A 22868-nucleotide genomic window follows, 5' to 3' on the forward strand; every position below is an offset into this window, starting at 1 on the left:
AAGTTGGAAAAAGGCACAAGAGAGATGACATGAATCATCTCTCTTGTGCCAAAATCTCACCCTACACGAATGATAAGGTGATCATCCTATTATAAAAATTACGCGAGTTTTACCAAGCCGCAATCGAGCCATCGGCTCGGGTTTCCGTACCTCCGCATAATACGCCATTGTCCGGGTTGCGCCAGATGATCTGACCGCGTCCAAACTGGGTTGGATCGAGTGCCACTTGAATATCATGTCCTTTGCGGGCGAGTGCCTGTGCAATGTGCTGCGGGAAACCCGGTTCCACGAGAATTGTTTTACCCTTTGTCCACTGCCAGCGTGGAGAATCCAAGGCGGCCTGTGGGTTCAGGTGATAATCGATCGTATTCATGACCACCTGCACATGACCTTGCGGTTGCATGAAACCACCCATGACACCGAATGGCCCCACCGCTTCGCTGCCACGGGTGAGGAAGCCCGGAATGATCGTATGATACGTTCGTTTGCCCGGCTCCAGGGCGTTGGCATGATTAGGGTCCAGTGAGAAGTTATGTCCGCGGTTTTGCAGAGCAATGCCTGTACCCGGAACAACCAATCCAGAGCCGAAGCCCATATAGTTACTCTGGATAAACGAAACCATGTTGCCTTCACCATCAGCCGTAGCCAGATACACCGTTCCACTTGCACGTGGATCGCCTGCTTCAGGTGCACGTGCGGTATCACCAATGAGTTTGCGCCGTTCTTCCGCGTATGCCTCGGACAGCAGCTCCTCCACCGTCACACCCATTTTGCGTTCTTCAGTAATATATTTCTCCCCATCAGCAAATGCCAGCTTCATGGCTTCGAGCTGCTGATGATACGCCTGAACAGATTCTTTCTCTTCAAATTCATATCCTTTCAGCAGATTAAGCGCCGCCAGAGCAATCACTCCTTGTCCATTCGGTGGAATTTCCCACACATCGTATCCACGATAGGAGACGGAGATGGGATCGACCCATTCGGGACGGAATGCCGCCAGATCGTCTTTGGTCAGATAACCACCATGCTCTGTCATAAAGGAATGAATGCGCTCTGCCAGTTCTCCTTCGTAAAAGTCTCGCGCTTCGCTCTCGCCAATCTGGCGCAGAGTCGCCGCATGATCCGGCGAGCGCCACATCTCTCCAACTGCGGGAACACGCCCGCCTGGAGCAAATGTCTCAAACCACGCACGCCCTGCCTTCGCATCACCCTGGCGTGCATAGATCTCGGCCGCCCTTGCCCAGTGGCGGGCCAGCCCAGGCGCAAGCGGGTAACCTTCCTCCGCGTAGCGGATGGCCGGTTCCAGCGCTTCCGCCAGCGTGAGCCGCCCGAAACGGCGGCTCAGCTCAGCCCAACCCGCCGGTGCGCCAGGCACCGTCACCGGAACAACCCCAAGCTTCGGCATCTCCGTGTAGCCTGCCGCTTGAAGCGCCTCAATGGATATGCCCTGAGGCGCAGGGCCGCTGGCATTCAGGCCATGCAGTTTGCCCTCGGTCCAGACGAGGGCAAAAGCATCGCCTCCAATGCCATTGGACGTTGGCTCCAGCACCGTGAGTGCTGCCGCAGTTGCAATGGCGGCATCGATGGCATTGCCGCCTTTTTTCAATACATCCAGACCGGCTTGTGCAGCCAGTGGCTGTGACGTGGCGACCATGCCTTGCTTCGCATACACAGGTACGCGGTACGAGGGGTACGGTTGGTAGAGTGGATCGAAGTTCATCAGGTTGTTCAGCTCCTTGTCACAAGATGTCAGGTTCCGGTCTTCACCGGATCATACTCCTAACCCTCTTCGCAACCGGACAACCGATATCCTGCCACACCTGCCAAATCCAACCTGACACCAGCCTATGTCGTCACCATATCACCGCCATTGACATGAATGCATTCACCTGTGACGTAGGATGAATCACGGGAGGCGAGATAGACGTAAGCTGCCGCCAGTTCATATGGCTGACCAGCCCGACCCATAGGCGTCTCCGTTCCAAATACCTGTACATCCTCAGCGGAGAAACTGGCAGGGATGAGCGGTGTCCAGATGGGTCCCGGGGCGACAGAATTCACACGGATTCCCTGTGCAGCGAGCGATTGTGCGAGTACACGAGTCAGCGATACGACGGCTCCTTTGGTAGAAGAGTAGTCGATCAGTTGGGTATTGCCTTTATATGCCGTAATGGAAGCCGTATTGATAATGGAGGCACCTCTGCACAGATGCGGGAGAGCGGCCTGAATCAGAAAGAAATAGGCGAACACATTGGTCTGAAAGGTGTGATACAGCTGTTCTTCCGTAATATCAACGATGCTCGGCTGCACATACTGTACGCCGTGATTGTTGACCAGAATATCGATCTTTCCGTAGGTTTCCATGGTTGTGCGAATGACGGCTTCACAGTTTTTCTTTAAGCGGAGATCAATCTCGATTAAGAGACAGCGTTGTCCCAGTTCTTCGATCCGTTCACGAGTCCTTTCGGCATCTGTCCGTTCATATAGATAAGCAATGACGATATCCGCACCTTCCTTGGCAAAAGCAATGGCGGCCGCCCGGCCAATCCCACTGTCACCACCCGTAATAATGGCAACCTTACCTTGGAGTTTGCAGCTGCCGATATAGGCAGGATCTTCACTAATTGGTTCAGGCACCATGAGGGTTTCCAGACCGGGTTGCTGGTCCTGGTGCTGGGGTGGAAATGCCAGCTTTTGCTCCTTGCACACCGTTTTCTCACCGTAAAAAGGATAAACAGGATTCATTCGCTTTACATCCTCCTCGAACGTACATTGATACGGATAACCTATGCATTCGCCCAGAAGGATGTGCGAGAGGAGCAGGCACGGCGGTTGTTTTTTGCGCAAAATATACCATAATAAGGATAGGTCCTTAAATCGATGGAGGTGTCAGGAGCCACATGAATATTCAAGGAATTAATCATTTGTGCTTTTCCGTATCCAATCTGGAGCGGTCCATTACCTTTTATGAGCAGGCTCTCGGTGCCCGAATTCAAGTGAAAGGACGCAAACTGGCTTATTTCGAGTTGGCCGGTCTGTGGATCGCCCTAAATCAGGAGGATGTTATTCGCAATTATACGGAACGAACCTATACTCATATTGCTTTTACTGTCAAAGAAGAAGAGTTCGACGAATCTGTGCAGCAACTTCGAGCAGCCGGAGCAGACATTCTTCCCGGAAGACCAAGAGATCCGCGGGATGCAGCTTCTGTCTATTTCACCGATCCGGATGGACATCTGTTCGAACTGCATACAGGTACGATGAAGCAAAGGTTGGATTATTACCGTGAAGACAAAGCTCATATGACCTTTTATCCATGAGTCTGATGTGCAAATGGAGAAAATTCGAAAGTATTACTCACATATCTATTGTCTAAACAATGGCATTACCTATAATATGGACAAATAGTACCTTAATTTACCAATGTTAAATTCGTTGGTTCAATTCCAAGGAGGTTTGTCATGATTCAGTTCCCCAAACCGGATGTTGAGCAATATTTCCAGACGTACCGTATTTCGCATTTTGCCGTATCGGCAGATGAGAAACGTTTGTTCATGGACAGCAATCTGAACGGTCAGCCGAATATTTGGGCGATGGATTTGCCTGGAGGATACCCGTATCCTTTAACGTACTTGAATCAGAGCAGTCAATTTATTAAAGCAGACCCGCAAGGACGGCATCTTCTTACCGCGTTTGATCAGGATGGAGATGAGAACTATCATCTGTATGCACTTCCACCCGAGGGTGGTGTCCCACTGCCTGTGGTTCCGGCTGAACCGAATGATCGCTGTTATTTCTCAGAGTTGTCCGAGGATGGACAACGTCTCTATTATGTTACCAGCGCGGGTAATCCGAACTATCTGAATTCACGCCGCATCGATCTGGAGACAGGTGAAGATAAACTGTTATACAGTGGAGAAGAGGTTACGAGCAGCCTGGTTGCAGTAAGTCCTGACGAGAAGAGTTATGTCATTCTCAAAATGTACTCGAATACGTATCAGACGGCGCATCTGTATCGTAACGATGAAGAAATGGTAATTCTGCCAGCCTCAGAACGTCATAGTCAGGTATCCGATCTGATTTTTGCAGATGACAATCGCCTTCTGTTCATTACCAATGATGACTCCACATACGCCTATGTGGCTGAGTACCGTATCGATACCCGCGAATTCCGTTCATTGTGCAAAATCGAAGGGGAAGATGTGGAGTTCATCCGCTGGCATCAGGCTTCCGAGACCTTATATTTCTGGACACTTACAGGGCCGGAGAATCGTATGTACGTATTGGGCAAAAATGCTGATGAGCCTCGGCGCATAGAGATGCCGCTGGATACAATAGAACAGGTGAACGTGACGAAGGCTGGCAATGTGTATATCCTCGGACGTGGAGCGATCCAGCCGCATAACATTTATCGCAAAATGGCAGGTGCTGAGTCCTGGGAGCCGCTTACTGCCAATCGGGTAACCGGACTGGACCCAAGTGATCTCGTGTACCCTGAAGTTATTCGGTATAACTCCTACGACGGACTGGAGATCGAAGCTCTCTTGTTCAAAGCAAAGCCAGAGCAGGCCAATGGATACACTGTATTTTGGCCGCATGGCGGGCCGCAAGCATCCGAAGCGAAGTTTTTTCGACCGATGTTCCAGATGATGCTCGCTCAGGGCTATCATGTCTTTGCACCGAATTTCCGGGGCAGTACCGGATATGGTGCGGAGTTCGTCAAATTGGTTGAACGAGATTGGGGCGAAGGGCCAAGACTGGACTGTGTTGCCGGGATCAACTGGCTGTTTGATCAGGGAATTACCTCGCCAGAGCGGTTGTTTGTGGTAGGTGGAAGTTATGGGGGATACATGACCCTGTTATTGGCAGGCCGCCATCCGGAGCTGTTCCGGGCTGCGGTTGATATTTTTGGGCCAAGTAACCTGTTCACATTCCTGGAATCCGTACCGGAAGACTGGAAGCCGATGATGGACAACTGGCTGGGTGATCCGGTCCGTGACCGCGAACGCTTAACGAAGGATTCACCGATTACGTATCTCGATCAAATGGTTAACCCAATGCTGGTTATTCAGGGTGCTAATGATCCAAGGGTCGTGAAGGCCGAATCCGATCAGATCGTGGCTGCGCTCCAGTCCAAGGGACTTGAAGTGGAATACATCGTTCTGGATGATGAGGGTCATGGCTTCTCAAGGAAAACAAACGAGATTCTCGTGTACCGCCGGATGCTGGAGTTTTTGCAGAAACATCAGGAATCACCCGTTGCACAAGCTTAAGTTGAGAGTTCCATCGTTGACTTAAATATATAGTGAGATGAGGAAAACCGCCAAAGATCAAGGATGATCTCTGGCGGTTTTATGCGTGCGCCCGCATGTTGGGCGGCATATATGGAACGATACATTCTACTAATCTAACAATGCGACAATCGAATCAATGGACTGCTGCGCCCACTGTGCAAAAGGCAGGTCGGCTGCCCATGTCACTTGTCCTGTCGCTTTGGCTTCCCCCCACCACAAGATACGTTGATAGAGTAGATGCATGCTGAGACGTGTGCGGAAGTGTTGGCATTTCTCTTCATCTGCTGCACAGACCAGATCCCGGTAGCAGCGAAGGAACTGTGCGGCCAGTTCTGGTTGACCCTCACGAACATACCTGGTGGATATTTTGGTTAGGTCGGCCGTGCCGTCTCCGAAATAGGCGGTTGTAAAATCGAACAGACCACTAATCTGCCACCCTGAAGAACGGTCGTCCAGATTTTGAATCAGAATATTCTCGACCTTGAAGTCTCCCATAACAAAACACGGAACAGCTCTTGACCGAAATGCCGGTTCAGCATTCTTGAATTGCTCGTCCACCCACTGAACATCTTCATCTGTAATCACCGAGTACTGTTCAGCGTCATGTAACCAGTGACGAATGGTTCCGTACAACCAGTCCAGATAATCGCCTGCAAAGGAGACAATCTGCTGGGCTATAGGGTCATATTCCCCGGCATCAGGCACCTTCCAGCGGTGCAGTTCAGCTAATGTATGGGCAAACATACAGGCGATCTCTTCCTGATCTTGCTGTGACAATGAAGCCTGGAATGCTGGATCATACAGGTGATTTCCGGGCAGGCGCGGCATGATGGCATAACTCCAGCCTAGAAGTTCGGTATCTTCCTGTAATAAATAGGGGTCAGGGACAGGAATGGACGTATGTTTCGCCAGTTGTTCTACAAAGAACTTTTCTTCCTGTAACTGTCCTGCATATAAAGGATTGCCTTTCAGAATATACTCTCCACGGGAAGAGCGAATGAGCAATGTCTGACCCATAACACCTTTATCCGTTCGCCGATACTCTTCAAGGGTTCCCAGGTCAAGCTCATTCAGCGCATCCTGCAATGGAACTGCAGCCACCTCGCCAAGTTGATTGGAACCAAAATATATACGGGTTGTCATATGGCCGGACCCTCCTGGATTTTAGACCTCATTCTCTTCGTCAGACAGGTCATACGTATCCTCATCAACCAAGCCGCGGATGAAAGCTTCAAAATTCGGCGCAAGATATGTAATCTCATAATCATTTTCCTGATCTACATGAACTACACAGGGCTCGCCTTCAGGGCCACAGAAGCGATAATCCAGCATAACGACATCATGACCAGCGGATGGACAATCACAGATCACAATTCCCAGGTCGGGGTATCCCCAATCTTCGATCATGAATCGACTTCCCATCTCACCAGCGAGTGCGTATATTTTATCGTGTCCGATTCCCGTAATGCTTGAAATGGCGATGTGATCCTCAGCCCAGGAAGTCGCTTCTTTGGTGGGAAATACAGTGAGTGCAGGGATACCGCCATTCTGCGTATTCATCAGATGAATATAGGAAGCGGGCAGTTTGTAACCCAGTTCTTGCTCAATCGACACAATTTCTGCTTCGTCAAAGGGAGCCGACACATGGTTGTCCCGTGCATAATCACTCTGCTTCCAGAATGTTGCAGGATCATAAGACCCTGAAGCAGCTCTTAGATGGTTCTGTGCTCCGCTCTGCTCGAATGCGGCAAGCTCCTCTTCATGACGCTGGCGATCTCGACGCATCTTGTCCGCTTCGGGACGAATCTGACGAAGGAATTCCAAGGTAGATTCATCGTGTGGCATGAGCTCGTCCGCTCTCTCAAAAGCCAAAAGGGCTTGTTCATAGTTGGCGATATAACAGTAGGCGTACCCCAAGCGATATTGCCAGAGTGGATCGTTTACCCCTTGCTCCTTGACAGACAACAAATGTTGGATGGCTTCGCGATAGCGTGCGTCATTGTTATAGGCTCTTGCGAGTTGACCAATCAGATCATAATCCCGCTCTGAGACGGGGATTCGTTCAATACGTTCAATAATGAGACTGAATTGGTCCTGCTCATGCCACAAGTTGATTTGTTCCAGCAGTTCTTTTTCCATGATTAGGCCTCATTTCAGTAGGGGATGAGAATCTCTTCCAACTATTTTACAAGGTTCAGAGGTAAAAAAACACTCCCGCTTGTAGACAACCACGATGGCTTTCTACGAACAAGGAGTGCTTTAATGTGATCATTATGAATGATTGAAGAATACAATTAGCTGGGTTTACAAATCGTCAAATCCGTTATCGTCGCCAACTTTACCATAGTTACGGGATTTAGCTTCGAAGAAGTCGGTTTTGGTTGCATTCAATGCTTCATCGGAGAATGGTTTGATCCAAGGCATGCAGTTTACATCTACACCTTCATATGCTTTTTCCATACCCATCAGACGCAGACGTTTGTTGGCGATGTACTTGATGTAATCTTCCAACTCGTTCAGGTCAATACCACGCACGTTGCTGAGTGTGTAATGTGCCCAGTTGGTTTCAAGCTCAACAGCACGATGGATTGTTTTGTATACATAGTCCATGTTCTCAGGTGTGTTCAGTTCAGGGAAGTCTACCAGCAACTGTTTGTACACTTCAGCGAAGAAGTAACAGTGTTGGTTTTCATCCCGCTGGATATACGAGATCATCTGGCTGGTTGCCATCATTTTCTGGTCACGGGCCAGGTTGTAGAAGAAGGCAAACGTACTATAGAAGAAGATTCCCTCGAGTACCAGATCGGCTACCATAGCTTGGAAGAACGTCTGTGGAGACGGCTCGTCCCGGAAGTTCTGATAGATATCAGCGATGAAACGGTTGCGGTCAAGCAGGACTGGATCATGTTTCCAGTATTCAAAAATTTCCTTTTGCTCCCGATCCGATACGATCGAAGACAGGACGTAGGAGTAGGATTGGTTATGAACAACTTCCTGTTGTCCGATAATGGCCGAGATCGCTTCGAGTGAAGAATCGGTAAAGTAACGTTTTACATCACCAACAAACATCGTCTGCATGGAGTCAAGTACCGCGAGCAGGGAGATGTTGATTTTAAATGTACGTTGCTCTTCCTCGTCCAGTTGAGCAAACTGGGAAGCATCTTTGGACATTGGAATCTCGTCTGCGATCCAGTGGTTGAGCAGCAGTACTTTGTACAATTTGTACATATGAGGCATGCGAATGTCATTCCAGTTCAGGATACCGGAGCATTCACCTTCAATAATACGGGTTGATTGGTTAGGGGCTTCGGTGTTGAAAATTTTCTGTACTTGCATCGTCCGTTCACTCCTTGAAATTTCATAATGTTCTGCCGACAGAACTTTGGGAAATCATCTATATCAACATCTTGCGATGCTGTGATCGTGTTTTAGGCAAAAAAGAACCAGGGCAACGCCATTTTGCAATCAAAACAGGATGCCCTGGTGGTCATCGTGAATCTAGTTAATCTTCTCTATCACGGATAAAACTTAACTTGCGCAAGAATCGCATTCTTCAATGGTTAATGCCCGGCTACGAACGTAATACGTCGATTTCATGCCGGCTCTCCAGGCGTGCAAGTGCAGTTCCAGGAATTCCGTTGCTTTGATATCCGGACGAACATACAGGTTGAAGCTCTGTCCCTGATCGACGTGGCGCTGACGCGCAGCAGCCATATTGATGGAAGCATGTTGATCCACCATGAATGCCGTTTTGTAATACCAGATCGTTTTTTCGGACAGATCAGGTGCCGGATTGGCAATCTTGTATGTTGTTTTCTCTTCATAAGACAACAGCTCATAGAGCGGGTCAATGCTGGCCGTAGAGCCGGCAATGATGGACGTGGAACCGTTTGGTGCAATGGCGAACATCCAGGCATTACGAACACCGTTTTGTCGTACTTCAGCTTGCAGTTCTTTCCACTGCTCGGTTGTTACGAACTCGCCTACGCGCTCACCTGACGTGTACTCGCGTTGGTCGAAGTAGTGACCACTTTCCCAATCGGAACCTTTGAATTTCGGATAATGTCCTTTTTCTTTGGACAGCTCCATGCTGGCTTTCACGAGCAGGTAGTTAATTTTTTCGTACAGATTGTCGTTATACGTTACCGCTTCATCAGACTCCCAGCGAATGCCTTCGAGGGCAAGCAGATGGTGAAGTCCAAATGTTCCCAGACCGACTGCACGATATTGGCTGTTGGTGTATTGGGCTTGCAGCACTTCGATGTTGTTAATGTCGATAACATTGTCCAACATACGTACCTGAATCGGTACCAGACGCTCCAGTACATTGTGAGGCACGGCACGTGCCAAGTGAATGGAGTTCAGGTTGCAGACAACAAAGTCGCCAGGCACTTTGGAAATCACGATACGAGTTTGTCCATCTTTGGTTACGAGTTCTTCCTTTTCTACCACAGTGGCAGATTGGTTCTGCATGATCTCGGTACAAAGGTTGGAAGAGTAGACCATACCATGTGCACGGTTCGGGTTCGCACGGTTAACGGTATCCCGGTAGAACATGTAAGGTGTGCCTGTTTCGAGCTGGGACTTCATCACACGTTTCATAATATCAATCGCCTGAACGGTGATACGGGACAATAGCGGGTGGTTGACCGCTTCTTCGTATTTCTCACGGAATGCACCTGCACCAAAGGACTCATCATAGAAATCTTCCAGTCCGAGTGGACGACCGTTCTCGTCTTTCCAACCCATCACTTTCTTAGTTTCGTGCGGGCAGAACAAGCTCCATTCGCCACGGCTGGATACCCGCTCCATGAACAAGTCAGGCAGACAAATTCCGTGGAATACGTCATGAGCACGCATCCGCTCGTCACCGTTGTTCAGCTTCAGATCGAGGAACGCCAGAATGTCTTTGTGGAAGACATCCAGATATACGGCAATGGCACCTTTACGTGTACCAAGCTGGTCTACGCTGACCGCTGTATTGTTTAGTTGGCGAATCCAAGGGATTACACCGGAACTTGTGTTTTTGTGTCCACGGATATCCGATCCACGTGCTCTTACTTTACCAAGGTAAACGCCGATGCCGCCGCCCATTTTGCTCAGACGGGCTACATCGGTATTGGAATCGAAGATACCTTCAAGTGAGTCGTCCACAGTATCAATGAAGCAGCTGGAGAGCTGTCCAGCCACTTTTTTGCCCGCATTGGACATCGTAGGTGTAGCTGCTGTCATATACATGTTGCTCATTGCCCAGTATGCTTCCTTAACGAGATCCATACGTTTCTCAGCAGGCTCCTGATGCATCAGGTACATCGCGATAACCATGTAACGCTCCTGAGGCAACTCCATCACTTTTCCGTCAAAATCGTGAGCGAGGTAACGTTCTGCCAGTGTGAGCAAGCCGATGTAATCGAAGAGCAGATCGTTGCGGTAGTCAATGCATTCAGCAAGTTCGTCGATCTGTTCTTTGGTGTAACATTCCAGCAATTCTTCACGGTAGATGCCTTTTTTCACGAGATCTACAAGAAGCGGGTGGAATGCGCCATAAGGCTCGTCCGGATAAGACTTGTATCTGCGGTTGGTAGCCGCTTTTTTGTACAGGGAAGTGAGCAGGGAGCGTGCCGCTGCAAATTTCCAGTTAGGCTCCTCTTTGGTTACCAGTTCCAGTGCGCTCATCATAAAAGCGTTACTGATTTCGTCTCCGGTAACTTCATCACGACGGAGCTTGCTGTTTACCCCGCGTACCAGACGTTCCTTGTCGAGCATGTCCAGTCCTTCCAGGATACGGTCGGCATATACCGAGATGCGCATATCATCAAAGGCAAGCTGGCGGTTGTTCGGCTTGGTCACAACTTGTGGCATGAATATTCCTCGCTTTCGCATGTTTAAGAGATAAATTGGAGAAATTCTTTATATAAAGAATTGAGTGTCTTCTTACGGTGAGAAAAAGAAATAGGTTACGTTTTGCGGACTAAAAGGCGGTGACAAGTTCATGTCTTAAATCGCTCAACTTGAGGTGCACAAAGCAGCACAATGCAGAACATGCTCATATAAAAAGCATTCTCCCGCCTCGCGGCTGAAAATGCCCATGGATGCTCTGGCTTCCTTACTGTCTTAGAGGTTCAGGATATCGACAGAAAAGAGTGCTTATGTAAGCTTTTGTCTATATGCAGATGTGCCTGTAGTTTGAGGATACCGGATGCAGTCCAAACAGCCCCGTTAACCTCCGTGTCAACTCTGTTTCGAGAAAGCGATTTACACCTACAGGGACGTGCCTTTGGAGGTGATTTCATCCTGTTTTTCGCGAGATTGCAGAAGGTGACTATTAGAAGCGGAGAAATCTAGTGTTACTACATTTTGTAGCTGTCAACATACTGTAACCCAACATATTGTGTTTGTAAAGTGGGCAGAACCAGTAAAACGTAATTCCGAGTATACCATTTAAGCCAGGAATCCGCAAAGGAAAAGGACTGGAAGATTTGAAGATTTATCAAAAAAAATTTTTGAACAATTTGAATGACGTCTTCACGTCAGTTTGAATTGTAATGTATTCAACTGGTAGAATAAAAATAGTCAAAAATCGACTAAAATCAGCGGCAGCGGTTGTTCACGGGGCCCAGAGGAGGCGGAGCAAAATGGCAATAGCAGAAGTGACTGTAATTCCAATCGGAACGGGTACAACGAGTCTAAGCAGTTATGTGGCGGACATGCAAAAGGTATTGGAACATCAACGGGGCATTACATTTCAGTTAACTTCCATGAGCACCATTATTGAGGGTCCGCTTAACGAGATCTTTACAGCAATTGCGGCTCTGCATGAAGCGCCGTTTTTGTCAGGAGCTCAGCGTGTTTCCACATCCGTCAAAATTGACGACCGTCGTGATAAACCGGATGCCTCAAGTATACAGAAGTTACAATCGGTTCAGGATAAACTGACGTCACTTCAGGCAAGGCCCAATTAATTCCTAATGTAAATACTCTACATCCCTAAATCGAATGTCAAAAAAGACCAGTCTTTTAAAGAGCTGGCCTTTTTGTATACTCATTTAACATTTTAATTAATCTGCAACTACCAATGAGGCTCCAATCAAAGTGGCGTTGGTGTAACCACCGCCAACATTTTCAAAAGAGAAGTTGGTAATTGGAGCACCGATAACAGTGGCATAATCACCATCAAGCAAATCTCCGGTCGTTGCAGGATATAACGCTATAATATCGTTTCCGTTCTCATCCATGACATGAACGATAGAGAAAGTTGCTCCGAGAGAGCTATCTTCTTCAACGGATATGACTTCCCCGTTAACTTGTACGAAAGTATTGTAATAGTTGGCTACATTTTTATTCAGATGACGGGTCGTTACATTGGAGTCAACGAGCCCCTGTACCTTTTTGGTTAGTTCTGCCGTAATGGCCGGGAATACATCGTCATGTTTACCAAAGAAATCATAAGATGCCTGCTCCATAAAGGCTGTGTCTTCTGTAATGTAGGGAGTTAACTCATTAAAGAAATCCGCAGCTGATGCTGTGGCAGATGTATTTCCGCTCGTTGCAGTTGTTGCTGTTTGCTCCAGAGGAACAGTAATACTTAGGGAATCCAAGATATCTTTGATCTCATCCTGATTATAAGTATCCTTGGCGTAGGTTAACGTCATGGTATAGAGTTCTGTATTGGTCGGAATCAGATATTGGACAAGGACAACATCTGTACCCGAGGTGTGTTTATAGGCTCCTTCCAAGACACCAGCGCTATATTCTTTATAAGGCTTGTTCGTGTAGCTGGTTTTTGTATAATCGGAAATGCCGATGCTTGAACCGTTTTGTGTGTAATAATCAACTATATTATTAGCGTATTCTTCAGGATTGATTGAACCGGTTGAGCTGGCCTCAATCGTCAGATTAATATTATCTGCAAATGTGGCTGATGAAGATTGGTCTGAAAAAGCAGCTTTAATGGATGGAACATTCATTTGACTTGTATCTACGCTTTTCCAGGATTCAGGATATGCAAAAGAAAATCCTTCTCCACTATATGTAGTGTATTTCGTAGCTTTTGCTTCTGTTGAGACAGTTTCAGTTGCCTTGGATGCTTCGGACGTTTGGCTATTGGTTGTTGTGTTTGTTTCTGAATTACCACAAGCACTAAGCAATGTGGCTAATGCCAAAATCGTAATAAGTTTCTTCATTATGTCTAATTTCTCCTAATGTGCTTCCCATCGGTTGGGATTTTTTCTAAGGTCATCATTTCGTTTGTAATCTAGTTTAGGTGGTGGGCATGGAAACTCCTTTCTACTTTATTAGTAAAATAATAACATAAATAAAGATTTCAGTATTCATAATTACTAAAAAGGTAATTTATCTGTATTTAACAAGTTAGAAGCTAATGATATACCGTATTGGTATCCATTTTGAACGATAGTACATACATTTGATGGATATAACCGTGAGATTTATTTATGGCTTAAACGTATTTGAATATAACATTCAGACTTAAGAACTAACCCTTTATGTAGGTGCAATTAACGAATAGTCATGTGGAAAAAAACAGCCCATTTTCGACCTGAGCCCGGTCCCATGTATGATTGGTGCATATAGTGAACTGTACCTCAAATCAAAGGAGGGGTTTACATGAGTGGAGTTGTAGGTGGATACGGCGGCGCATGGACATCGACTGGCGCGATTTTGGTTCTCTTTATCTTGTTGGTCATCATCTCTAAAGCGTTCCTGATCTAATAAACCGTTTGGACCCTAATATAATTGGTAAAGGAGGGTTCTACATGGGCAACGTAGTTGAAGGCGCAGGATACGGCGGCTGGACATCGACTGGAGCAATCCTGGTTCTGTTCATTCTTCTCGTAATCATCACTAAATCTTTCTGGGTATAATATGACGAGCTCTGCCGGGCAACCGGTGGGGTTTTTTTCTAGAGGACAAGCATGGTGGAGAGCCAGGAAGATAAGATAGCGTGTGGTTGAACGTAAGAATTGGTGGAATTCAAGTAATGGAATGACGGCGTATGTTTGGAAAATGGGGAAGGTACCTAATGGCTAAACGCCCATTTTGTCAAAATGAGGGCAATAGCCCGGTCCAGAGGTAGGCTGAATACATAGCTTAGGGGTGTAGGCAAATGTTAAGGAGGAATGAACAATGAGCGAAGTAAAACCGAATTCACCGAACGGACAGGGACACGTATACGGACATATGGGAGGTTATGAGCATATGCAAGGATACCAATACACAGGTCATGAAATGCATGGGTATGGATATGGTTGTGGAACAATGCCAATGGGATATGGCTATGGATACGGACACCATGCCAATCAGGCTCCAATGATGCACGGTTATCAACAGGGTTGTGGAGTATCCTATGGTCATGGCGGCGGAAGCTGGGGTTCCATGGGTACGATCCTCGTACTGTTCATCTTGCTGGTCATCATCTCCAAAACGATGTTTATCTAAGTAATTGTGAGTGCAAGGAGACTTTGCTGATCGTGGATCGTTATGATAGGTGCTCTAAATAAACTCCGAGTTTGAGTTCCATGTTGGGGCATAACGTACCTATGATTCAGAAAGGGACAGCGTAGGATTTCATCCTGCGGTGTCCTTTTTTTATTAGAAGTGAAGGAGCGTTGGCATTACTTTCTTTAACGAATTCCACAGACTGTTTAACGAATCGTAGACACCTTATTTCCTTAATCTGGGCATGTTTGGAGCCTATATTCATGAAGTGACATGGATTAACGTGGCTGAGATTCGTTAGATTTTACATAGCACCAGAAATCCTCAATATAAGTTGTGCAGGATTCGTTAGCGTCTGGTGAACGTAAACATTTGCTTTAGAATCTGGGGTTATTTGCAGAATTGGAGAAGTAAGGGAGTAAGGGAGTAAGGGAGTAAGGGAGTAAGGGATTAAGTATCCAGGAGTGCAGTCAGTGGGAGAACGGAAAAGTTTTAAAAGCAGAACCGAACCGAATATATCTGGCTAGTCTGATAAGTGAAAGGAAGACTTTTCTCAATGAAGGAACGGTGTCCGATAGTCTGTGGATGATGCTGAAATGTGTATGTGGACATGGATAAACACCCGGAACCCAATTCCGGGTGCTTTGTGTATGTTTTCAATCTTCTCAAGAATAAGTGATATCCAAAACAACAAAAGCCCTACCTCTCTTTTGTCCTTGCGGCTCCGATGACCGCGCCAGTGTGAATGGGAACATCTTGTGAAACTCTGTACTACCGGGTTATTGTGATTCAGGTTCTTCAATCTTCATAGGTTAGTTGTGCTTAAAAATTCGCTGCGGTCGCAGCATGAAGAAAATATTCCGGGGTTTAAAGAAGACAGAAATCATATGAGGTTGTTTAATACAACTTTTATAGTATACCACAGGTTGTAATTTTCTGCAATAAAAAGGAAAGCGCGACCAGAGCAACATGTATTCGGACTATTTTTATGTTAAAAAGTGAAAGGTTAGTTTGAAAAGATACAGAAAATTTTTCAGACTATTTCTTCACAGGGGTAATCCTCTTCAAAAGATTCTGCGTAGGTTATAATAAGAGGGAAGAAACAGAAAGGGGCCCTCGCATGACTGAATCGATGGAGGACAGCAGGTTAATGCGGCGGATCGCGGAACGTGATGCCTCCGCACTGGAGCTGTTATATGACCGTTATGAGCGAGCGGTGTATTCTTTTGCCTATCGGATCGTTGGTGATCCCATGACGGCAGAAGAGACCGTTCAGGAACTTTTTATGCGGGTCTGGAATAATGCTGAACGTTACGATGCCTCACAGGGGAAGCTGACCACATGGATGTTTGCGATTACGCGTAACATTGCAGTGGACATGCTGAGGCGGAAATCAAAAGGGGCAGCGGCTACTTCAGTTGAACAAGAGACACTGGCGGCCTATGCCGATGAGCATACAAACACGGAAGAAGAAGTGCAGCGTAAATGGGAAGGTACGCGGATTAAAGAGGCGTTGTCCCAATTGAACGGTGATCAGCAACAAGTTATAGAATCGATATATTATGCGGGATTAACCCAGCAGGAAGTATCCAGCCGATTCGGGATTCCGCTGGGTACAGTAAAGAGCCGTGTCAGGCTTGCCATGCGACAGCTCCAAAAGTTGCTGGCCGATGCTGAATTGCATCCGGACGCGGGAAGGGAGGGCATACATCCATGATAGAACGACATGAGGAGTGGTCTGATCTGGCACCGATGTATGTGCTGGGCGGACTGGAAGCAGAGGAAGTGGCGGCGTTTGAAGCGCATATGGCAACTTGCGAACCTTGCCGCCAGGAGGTGAAGGAATTGCAGGAAGTGACTGGCTTCCTGCCACTTGCGGCGGAACCTGTAGCACCGCCGTCAGGCATGCGAGCACGTGTGCTGGGCAACGTGCTCGGACATGTGCAGGAGAGCGCCGAGGCGAAGCCAGCGGCTGCTCCTGCAGAGCCTGAAGCACCCGTGGTGCTTCAGGAGGATCTTGCGCCGCAGCATGAACGTGCGGCGCAGCCCGGGCCAGGCCTGCCGCCGGTAACGGCGGTGCCTGCGGCCCGGGTGGAAGAGGCTGCCCAGGCACAGCCATGGCAGCCACAAGCGCGCGCGCGTGCGCGCAGCAGCAGCGCCTGGCGCATAGCCAGTGCCGGCCTTGCGGCCGCGGCACTGTTGCTCGGCGTGTACACGGCGCAGCTGCAGAGCCAGATCGACTCGCTGACGCAGCAAGCGGCGGGCTCGTCGGCTACGCAAGAGCAGCTGGTGCAGGCACAGGCGCAGAATGCGCAGCTGCAAGAGCAGCTGGCATCAGCTCTGAAGCCTGCACAGGGCATGCAGACTGGCGAGGCAGTGAAGCTGAATCCTGCAACGCAGGACATTGTAGCTCAGGGTCTCGCAACCATCGTTATTGACAGCAAAGGCACTCACCTGGTTGTGCAGGCTGAGAACCTGCCGAACCTGGAAGGCAACGAGGCTTTTCAGGTCTGGTTGATCAAAGGAGATACCCCTCAGAATGCGGGTACTTTCCTTAGTCGTGACGGGACGGGAGCGGTATACTACACATTGGATTCGGCCAACGACTATGATACGGTTGCCATCACGCTTGAACCGGATGCAATGGGAGATGAGCCGCGCGGTACGATGATTCTGGCTGCCAAGATTAAAGGATAAATATAGGACATATCACCAAAGGCTGCTCCGTCGTGGAGCAGCCTTTTTGTGTTTTCCAGTTCTGGTGCCAACCCATTGGATTTTATTAATTTTTTTAGTCGGAGCAACCGATAAACAAATAGAAGGCAATACCCTTAATCTCCCTGTGTCTCAAGGGAGAACTGGTTGCACATAGAGAGTGAGGGGTTCAGTTGGAAGCATACCGTTCATTTATCTTTCGCCTGATACGCAATTATCTGATCGGTTCACTGGCAGCTGTTTTTGTTGTCGGTACAGTAGTTATGGTATCTACTCTGCAAATACCCAATATTCAATTTGTTCGACTCATCTTTATTGTACTGATTTCACTCTTGTTCATGCTGGTTGCTGAATTAATTACGCTGTGGGTGCAGCTTGGCCCCATAAGACAATTTTTCACTTCCGAGCATCATGAGAGAGACGAATTAAACCACATGTATGAGAAAATTCATCGTTTCCCGGGACAGACCATATATCGGATCATGGGTCCGCACATGCTTGGGTTCTCACTTCCGGCAGCCGGATTAACAATATGGATGATATCCACAGGGTGGCTTGAATTCCCTTACTTGTATATTGTCGTGGCCGCTGCGTGTGCCTTTCTGATTGCGATCATGCATGCGCTGATAGAGTATTACCTAACGGTGCGGGCGATTAGACCCCTGTTACTTGAGATTCGACATCGAGGCAAAGTCCAATACGGGATGGAACCTTCACTGGGAGGGCGCATCCTGGTATCGATCCAGCGTAAATTTCAGCTAAGTACGGCACTGATTGGATTATTTCCTCTTTTTCTATTTTTCCTGGCTACATATATCAGACTTCAGTATATGGACAGTGAATTTGCGAAAGAGTACATACTGTGGGGAATTCTCATCGTTATTCTGGGCGCTGGGTTTGCGCTGGTGGGAAGCTGGCTGTTGATTCGTGATGTTCGTGATCCAGTTGCTGAACTGACACATGAGATGAACCGAATTCAGGGGGGAGATCTTGGCAGACGAGCTCCGGATCTATATGCGGATGAGTTTTCGGCACTGATCTCCGGCTTTAATATGATGATTAACCGGCTGGAGATGAGACAGGAACGCAATCGACAGTTATTGCAAAGTTATTTTTCTACGTTGGCTGCTGCTTTAGACGCCCGAGATAAGTACACGGCAGGGCATTCCATGCGTGTGGCAGAGTATTCGCTGATGATTGGCAAGTTAAGCGGAATGAATGAGGAACAGGCGGATTTATTGTACAAATCAGCCCTGCTTCATGATATCGGGAAAATCGGCATACCTGATGAGGTACTGCTGAAGGATGGAAAACTAAGCGATGAAGAATTTGCGATTATTCGTACACATCCCGTGCAGGGAGAGAGTATTTTGTTGCAAATAGAGCCTATTGATGCCATGGCCGACTTTCTGCCAGGTGTACGATCTCACCATGAGAGATATGATGGCAAAGGATACCCGGATGGGATGGCTGGTGATGATATTCCCCTTTTTGGCCGCATCATTGCGGTAGCGGATGCCTTTGATGCCATGACGTCGGATCGACCATATCGGAATGGGATGAGTCACGAGAAAGCGCTAACGATTTTGGAAGAAGGAAAAGGGACCCAATGGGACCCCTATTTTGCAGGTTTGTTTATTGATGAATGGAGACGACAACAGCAACTTCAGAAACCATCGAAGTGAGGGATCAGTTGATCCCCTCTGTCCACTTCGATTCTTTTCTGCGTCTCCGGTGTAGAGCGAGGCCTGTTATGATGGTGAGAACGAATTCGCCGAGTATGACTGCACCCAAGGCGTCATAGATCACGTGTTGTTTGATCATTAGCGTGGATACGATAATGGTTGCTGCCCCGGCGGCCACCAGAATCTTGACGGGTTTGCGGATGCTTGGAACCGAGAGAACGGCACGCATAACCAGATAAGAGTGAAGAGAATGAATACTTGGAAAACAATTATAAGGACGATCCTGGCTATAGAGCCATCCGAGAACAGATGCTCCCAGGCCTGTGCCCGTCAGTTCCGGGCGGGGTACCATGGTCTGAAAGTTGAAGTAGATCAGATAACATATCCAGACACAGATATTCATGGATAACAAGACGCGGTAATACGTCAGGCGATCCTTGGCACACAGGTAAGCGAGCACACCGAATACAAACGGGTACCAGCCCAAATATGGAATGGACATGCCAGGCACGTAGGGAATGATCCGGTCGAGCGGCGAATCAAGTACTACGAACCCGCGTTCCGGACTGTTAAGAATATCATAGAACAGCCCCATGACGGCCAAAGACAGCATCAAACTCAATGACAGCCAATAGGATTTGCTTTTTAACAATTGCACAACATCTTTCTCCTTTCATTCATGCTCCCTAGGAGCATGAGCCCAGCAAATAACTAATTCAAATTTAAACAACAATATATTCTACTACGACCAGCGCACAAATTGAATCCTGATTTGTGTATTTTTGTGTATTTTTTTGACGAAGAAGGAATGCCGAAGTTTCAATGGGCATGATATGATAGAGACACATACGGACGAAGGCAATTTGGCCAGTAAAGTCGGTACAACAGGAGTGAGTGAATGCAATTTTCGAAAATGTTCGTATTGAATATGGGGATGCTTATTACCATTGCATATCTTGCTAGTGTGTTCTATAAATATGTCGTAATACGTACCTCTTCTCGAGTGAAGCAGATCAGTTCAGTGCTTGTCCTTATATTTGCAGGTTGGATCAGTACGGTTTTTGGGTTCCAACTCACCGATGAAGTGGTCTTTGATCTTCGTTATGTTCCTTTAATTGTTGCCGTTCTAACGTATAGACAACCCTATAGCGTAATCATCGTGGGTATTGGAATTGGGCTGTCGAGGCTGACTTTTGGCATCACGGATGCTACATTGGCGGCAGTACTTAACATGTCTATTTTGGGCGTCATATGTGCAGGTCTGAATATATGGATGAGACGCAGCAACTACAGGCTGATTATTAAAGGAATCCTTGTTACAGTTATCGTCAATGTGGTCAATAGTGTAAACATTGCTATCGTTGGTGTGATCCCGGCTACATACTTCTTTTCACATATTATGCCTTATACACTCCCTACAGGCATTTTGCTGAGCCTTATTTTTGCATTTATTTTACGTGATTTTCAGAATGAACAGAATCGAATTTTGCTGATCCAGAGTACAAACCGGCTATTGTCTGTGCAAAAGGAAGAGTTACAGAAAGCCCAGATTGTACTGGAGGATCGTGCGAAACAATTGATGATTGCCTCACAGTACAAATCGGAATTTCTCGCCAATATGTCCCATGAACTGCGTACACCACTGAACAGTGTCATTAACTTTGCCCAGATGATCAGCGAGAATGCCGACACGATGGATCAGGAGGATATTGTACGTTTTGCCAATATGATCGACCACTCCGGGCAGGAACTGCTTACGCTCATTAACGATATTCTGGATCTTTCCAAAGTAGAAGCGGGGCGGCTGGATATTGTACTGGAGGATATCAGTGTCGCACAACTTACAGAAGATGCCATGAGCCACTTTCAGCTTGTTGCCGAGAAAAAAGGAATTCAGTTGGTTCTGGACAAAAAACAGGGACTGCCCGAGACGCTATGGTCTGATCCCCAGCGGGTTCAACAGATTTTGCGGAATCTGATGTCCAATGCCATCAAATTCACTCACCGAGGGAAGGTCACGCTGACCGTAAGCACCAAGCAGATTAAGAATGCAGGTATTCAGAATCGATGGCTTATTTTCTCCGTTCAGGACACAGGCATTGGCATTTCGGAGGACAAGCATCATTCCATATTTGAGGCATTTCAGCAGGCTGACGGGTCGATTAGTCGGAAATTTGGCGGTACCGGACTAGGCCTGTCGATCAGCCGGGATTTAGCGAGATTACTGGGGGGATCGATTGAACTTGAGAGTGCTGAAGGTAAAGGAAGCACCTTCCATCTCTATCTCCCGTTGGACCGTGAAAAAATGAGTTGACAACCTTCGCGCCGTGAGTAGAATTTGGGATGACAACTAGCATCGACCGGCATTTGAGACCCGGTCTAAGGAGTGTATCCCCATACAGAAGACGGTCAACGTTAACCCTCCCCCGTTAGCAAGCAAACCACGGCGCAAGGGTTCGACACAACGCACGAATTTATCGATTGCAACATGGGAGGGTGTACCGGCAATTATTTTACAGACCTTGCTGGGAGGCCCGTTTTTAACCGGATTTCTGCTGTACCTTGGGGCCGGGTCGAGACATATCGGCTTTGTGCTCGCGATTACCACGTTCGTGAACATTGCCCGGATCGGAGCAGCTTACTGGATGCAGCGTATTCGCAGCCGTAAACGTATGCTGCTGCTGTTCGTGGGCACACATCGTATCTTGTGGAGTGCAACGGGACTGATTCCGTTTATATTCCCCAAAGAGTGGTGGGTAAGTGTATATATTGGCGTGTATACGGTTGCTTTTATATCAAATACCATCGGCGGTATGATCTGGACTTCACTAATTGGCGATATCGTACCTGCCAAGGTGAGAGGTCGTTATTTTGGAATTCGAAATACGATTCTGAATGCTCTTGGAAGCGTATGCTTATTTGCAGGCGGTATTGTTTTGGACCGTTACCCCGGAGAAATGGGCTTTCTAATCCTGTTTATTCCGGTGTGGATCTGTGCCATTGCCAATACAGTCATCTATTTTTTCTATCCGAACGTTCCCTTTGAACGTTCTACCGAAAGGGTTTTCTGGCGCATGTTCATCAAGCCGTTCCAGGATCGTTCTTTCTTGAAAGCAACGCTGTTCCTGGCTGTCTGGTTATTGATCCAGACCTTGATTGTTCCGCTCTATTCCTATGTTATGCTCGATTTATTGAACATCAATTATCAGACTGTATCCCTGATCACGGTAGTCCAGACGCTGGTTATGATGGCCGGTTTTTATGTCTGGGGCAATCTGAATGCCAGATTCAGCAACAAAACCCTCCTATTTTGGACATTGCCAGTCATTGCACTCTCCTGTTTGTCGTGGGGTTTAATGTCGTTCATGCCCGTATTGATCGCACTATTTCTATCTCATATCTTCCTTGGGATCGGTGTAGGTGGATTCAACCAGCTGGCATTTAACTTTACCATTGGAGACACACCCAAAAGTGAAAGACCGATGTTTGTCGCGGTGTATTCGGCTCTGACCGGAGTAACTTCGTTTCTTGGGCCGTTGTTGGGTGGCTGGTTGTATGAAAAAATGGAAACCTGGTCCGATGCGCTCGCTTGGATCTCAGCCTATGGATTTCAGGTGGGGGTTGGTGTCGTGATGCTGATTCTTACATTTACCCTTGGACGTCGTGTACTGTTAAAATAGAAACGATATCGCATAACTTAATAAAACGAGGGCGAAGT

The 22868-nt window shown here is 47.5% G+C and carries 19 protein-coding genes; 11 read left to right on the plus strand and 8 right to left on the minus strand.

What is annotated here, in order from left to right:
• Positions 1 to 109: 109 nt before the first annotated feature.
• The gene (locus tag FE296_RS14295; protein WP_150365375.1) at positions 110 to 1720 is read right to left on the minus strand and encodes a gamma-glutamyltransferase family protein; all 1611 of its coding nucleotides are present in this window, start codon (positions 1718 to 1720) and stop codon (positions 110 to 112) included.
• Positions 1721 to 1845: 125 nt separating this feature from the next.
• Positions 1846 to 2745: a glucose 1-dehydrogenase gene (locus FE296_RS14300; RefSeq protein WP_150365377.1), complete on the minus strand. Its 900-nt coding sequence runs from the start codon at positions 2743 to 2745 to the stop codon at positions 1846 to 1848.
• A gap of 155 nt (positions 2746 to 2900) precedes the next feature.
• Between FE296_RS14300 and fosB the strand changes: the two genes are divergently transcribed.
• Together fosB and FE296_RS14310 are read left to right on the plus strand one after the other, a co-directional pair.
• Entirely contained in the window at positions 2901 to 3320 is a 420-nt protein-coding gene (gene fosB, locus FE296_RS14305; RefSeq protein WP_124117873.1) for a metallothiol transferase FosB, read from the plus strand.
• 141 nt (positions 3321 to 3461) lie between these two features.
• Positions 3462 to 5273 carry a S9 family peptidase gene (locus tag FE296_RS14310; protein WP_150365379.1) on the plus strand — a complete coding sequence of 604 codons (1812 nt, stop codon included), beginning with the start codon at positions 3462 to 3464 and terminating at the stop codon, positions 5271 to 5273.
• Between the two features lie 129 nt (positions 5274 to 5402).
• On the opposite strand, the gene FE296_RS14315 is transcribed toward FE296_RS14310, so the two are convergent.
• From FE296_RS14315 to FE296_RS14330, 4 genes are all read right to left on the minus strand, one after another.
• A complete protein-coding gene (locus tag FE296_RS14315; protein ID WP_124117869.1) occupies positions 5403 to 6437 on the minus strand; it encodes a phosphotransferase family protein in 1035 nt (344 codons plus the stop codon).
• A gap of 21 nt (positions 6438 to 6458) precedes the next feature.
• The gene (locus tag FE296_RS14320) at positions 6459 to 7433 is read right to left on the minus strand and encodes an SMI1/KNR4 family protein (RefSeq protein ID WP_150365381.1); all 975 of its coding nucleotides are present in this window, start codon (positions 7431 to 7433) and stop codon (positions 6459 to 6461) included.
• A 165-nt stretch (positions 7434 to 7598) separates the two neighbouring features.
• The gene (locus FE296_RS14325) at positions 7599 to 8630 is read right to left on the minus strand and encodes a ribonucleotide-diphosphate reductase subunit beta (RefSeq protein ID WP_062837278.1); all 1032 of its coding nucleotides are present in this window, start codon (positions 8628 to 8630) and stop codon (positions 7599 to 7601) included.
• 192 nt (positions 8631 to 8822) lie between these two features.
• A complete protein-coding gene (locus FE296_RS14330; RefSeq protein WP_124117865.1) occupies positions 8823 to 11156 on the minus strand; it encodes a ribonucleoside-diphosphate reductase subunit alpha in 2334 nt (777 codons plus the stop codon).
• 773 nt (positions 11157 to 11929) lie between these two features.
• On the opposite strand from FE296_RS14330, the gene FE296_RS14335 reads away from it, so the two are divergent.
• Positions 11930 to 12256, plus strand: coding sequence for an MTH1187 family thiamine-binding protein (locus tag FE296_RS14335; RefSeq protein ID WP_124117863.1), 327 nt, complete (start codon positions 11930 to 11932; stop codon positions 12254 to 12256).
• A gap of 96 nt (positions 12257 to 12352) precedes the next feature.
• Here FE296_RS14335 and FE296_RS14340 read toward each other — a convergent pair whose 3' ends face one another.
• The gene (locus FE296_RS14340) at positions 12353 to 13477 is read right to left on the minus strand and encodes a PsbP-related protein (protein WP_150365382.1); all 1125 of its coding nucleotides are present in this window, start codon (positions 13475 to 13477) and stop codon (positions 12353 to 12355) included.
• A 442-nt stretch (positions 13478 to 13919) separates the two neighbouring features.
• Here FE296_RS14340 and FE296_RS33350 point away from each other — a divergent pair, with 442 nt between their 5' ends.
• The 6 genes from FE296_RS33350 to FE296_RS14360 all read left to right on the plus strand — a co-directional run bounded on the left by FE296_RS33350 (position 13920) and on the right by FE296_RS14360 (position 19150).
• Complete coding sequence (locus FE296_RS33350) at positions 13920 to 14024, plus strand: hypothetical protein (RefSeq protein ID WP_017690880.1); 105 nt, start codon at positions 13920 to 13922, stop codon at positions 14022 to 14024.
• Between the two features lie 44 nt (positions 14025 to 14068).
• Positions 14069 to 14176 carry a sporulation protein YjcZ gene (locus tag FE296_RS32750; protein WP_190945226.1) on the plus strand — a complete coding sequence of 36 codons (108 nt, stop codon included), beginning with the start codon at positions 14069 to 14071 and terminating at the stop codon, positions 14174 to 14176.
• Between the two features lie 262 nt (positions 14177 to 14438).
• Entirely contained in the window at positions 14439 to 14750 is a 312-nt protein-coding gene (locus FE296_RS33355) for a hypothetical protein (RefSeq protein ID WP_017690878.1), read from the plus strand.
• A 1120-nt stretch (positions 14751 to 15870) separates the two neighbouring features.
• On the plus strand, positions 15871 to 16467 hold the full coding sequence (locus FE296_RS14350; protein WP_124117859.1) for an RNA polymerase sigma factor: 597 nt from the start codon (positions 15871 to 15873) through the stop codon (positions 16465 to 16467).
• Positions 16464 to 17447, plus strand: coding sequence for an anti-sigma factor (locus FE296_RS14355; RefSeq protein ID WP_150365400.1), 984 nt, complete (start codon positions 16464 to 16466; stop codon positions 17445 to 17447). Before FE296_RS14350 ends, FE296_RS14355 begins: the two co-directional genes overlap by 4 nt.
• A 191-nt stretch (positions 17448 to 17638) precedes the next feature.
• Positions 17639 to 19150: an HD domain-containing phosphohydrolase gene (locus tag FE296_RS14360; protein WP_124117855.1), complete on the plus strand. Its 1512-nt coding sequence runs from the start codon at positions 17639 to 17641 to the stop codon at positions 19148 to 19150.
• A gap of 4 nt (positions 19151 to 19154) precedes the next feature.
• Here FE296_RS14360 and FE296_RS14365 read toward each other — a convergent pair whose 3' ends face one another.
• Positions 19155 to 19808 (minus strand): phosphatase PAP2 family protein, encoded by a 654-nt coding sequence (locus tag FE296_RS14365; RefSeq protein WP_124117853.1) that lies wholly within the window; start codon positions 19806 to 19808, stop codon positions 19155 to 19157.
• Between the two features lie 240 nt (positions 19809 to 20048).
• On the opposite strand from FE296_RS14365, the gene FE296_RS14370 reads away from it, so the two are divergent.
• Both FE296_RS14370 and FE296_RS14375 read left to right on the plus strand, forming a co-directional pair.
• Positions 20049 to 21464, plus strand: coding sequence for a sensor histidine kinase (locus FE296_RS14370; RefSeq protein ID WP_124117851.1), 1416 nt, complete (start codon positions 20049 to 20051; stop codon positions 21462 to 21464).
• A 208-nt stretch (positions 21465 to 21672) separates the two neighbouring features.
• Positions 21673 to 22830, plus strand: a complete 1158-nt coding sequence (locus tag FE296_RS14375) for an MFS transporter (protein WP_223868880.1) — start codon at positions 21673 to 21675, stop codon at positions 22828 to 22830.
• The last annotated feature ends 38 nt before the right edge of the window (positions 22831 to 22868 follow it).

Origin of the sequence: Paenibacillus sp. UASWS1643 (assembly GCF_008693195.1) — a bacterium.
Lineage (GTDB): Bacteria > Bacillota > Bacilli > Paenibacillales > Paenibacillaceae > Paenibacillus > Paenibacillus amylolyticus_B.

Bases quoted from the DNA above. Each gene is read 5' to 3' on its own strand.
- FE296_RS14295 (WP_150365375.1), bottom strand. From the start codon at position 1,720: ATGAACTTCGATCCACTCTACCAACCGTACCCCTCGTACCGCGTACCT.
- FE296_RS14300 (WP_150365377.1), bottom strand. From the start codon at position 2,745: ATGAATCCTGTTTATCCTTTTTACGGTGAGAAAACGGTGTGCAAGGAG.
- fosB (WP_124117873.1), top strand. From the start codon at position 2,901: ATGAATATTCAAGGAATTAATCATTTGTGCTTTTCCGTATCCAATCTG.
- FE296_RS14310 (WP_150365379.1), top strand. From the start codon at position 3,462: ATGATTCAGTTCCCCAAACCGGATGTTGAGCAATATTTCCAGACGTAC.
- FE296_RS14315 (WP_124117869.1), bottom strand. From the start codon at position 6,437: ATGACAACCCGTATATATTTTGGTTCCAATCAACTTGGCGAGGTGGCT.
- FE296_RS14320 (WP_150365381.1), bottom strand. From the start codon at position 7,433: ATGGAAAAAGAACTGCTGGAACAAATCAACTTGTGGCATGAGCAGGAC.
- FE296_RS14325 (WP_062837278.1), bottom strand. From the start codon at position 8,630: ATGCAAGTACAGAAAATTTTCAACACCGAAGCCCCTAACCAATCAACC.
- FE296_RS14330 (WP_124117865.1), bottom strand. From the start codon at position 11,156: ATGCCACAAGTTGTGACCAAGCCGAACAACCGCCAGCTTGCCTTTGAT.
- FE296_RS14335 (WP_124117863.1), top strand. From the start codon at position 11,930: ATGGCAATAGCAGAAGTGACTGTAATTCCAATCGGAACGGGTACAACG.
- FE296_RS14340 (WP_150365382.1), bottom strand. From the start codon at position 13,477: ATGAAGAAACTTATTACGATTTTGGCATTAGCCACATTGCTTAGTGCT.
- FE296_RS33350 (WP_017690880.1), top strand. From the start codon at position 13,920: ATGAGTGGAGTTGTAGGTGGATACGGCGGCGCATGGACATCGACTGGC.
- FE296_RS32750 (WP_190945226.1), top strand. From the start codon at position 14,069: ATGGGCAACGTAGTTGAAGGCGCAGGATACGGCGGCTGGACATCGACT.
- FE296_RS33355 (WP_017690878.1), top strand. From the start codon at position 14,439: ATGAGCGAAGTAAAACCGAATTCACCGAACGGACAGGGACACGTATAC.
- FE296_RS14350 (WP_124117859.1), top strand. From the start codon at position 15,871: ATGACTGAATCGATGGAGGACAGCAGGTTAATGCGGCGGATCGCGGAA.
- FE296_RS14355 (WP_150365400.1), top strand. From the start codon at position 16,464: ATGATAGAACGACATGAGGAGTGGTCTGATCTGGCACCGATGTATGTG.
- FE296_RS14370 (WP_124117851.1), top strand. From the start codon at position 20,049: ATGCAATTTTCGAAAATGTTCGTATTGAATATGGGGATGCTTATTACC.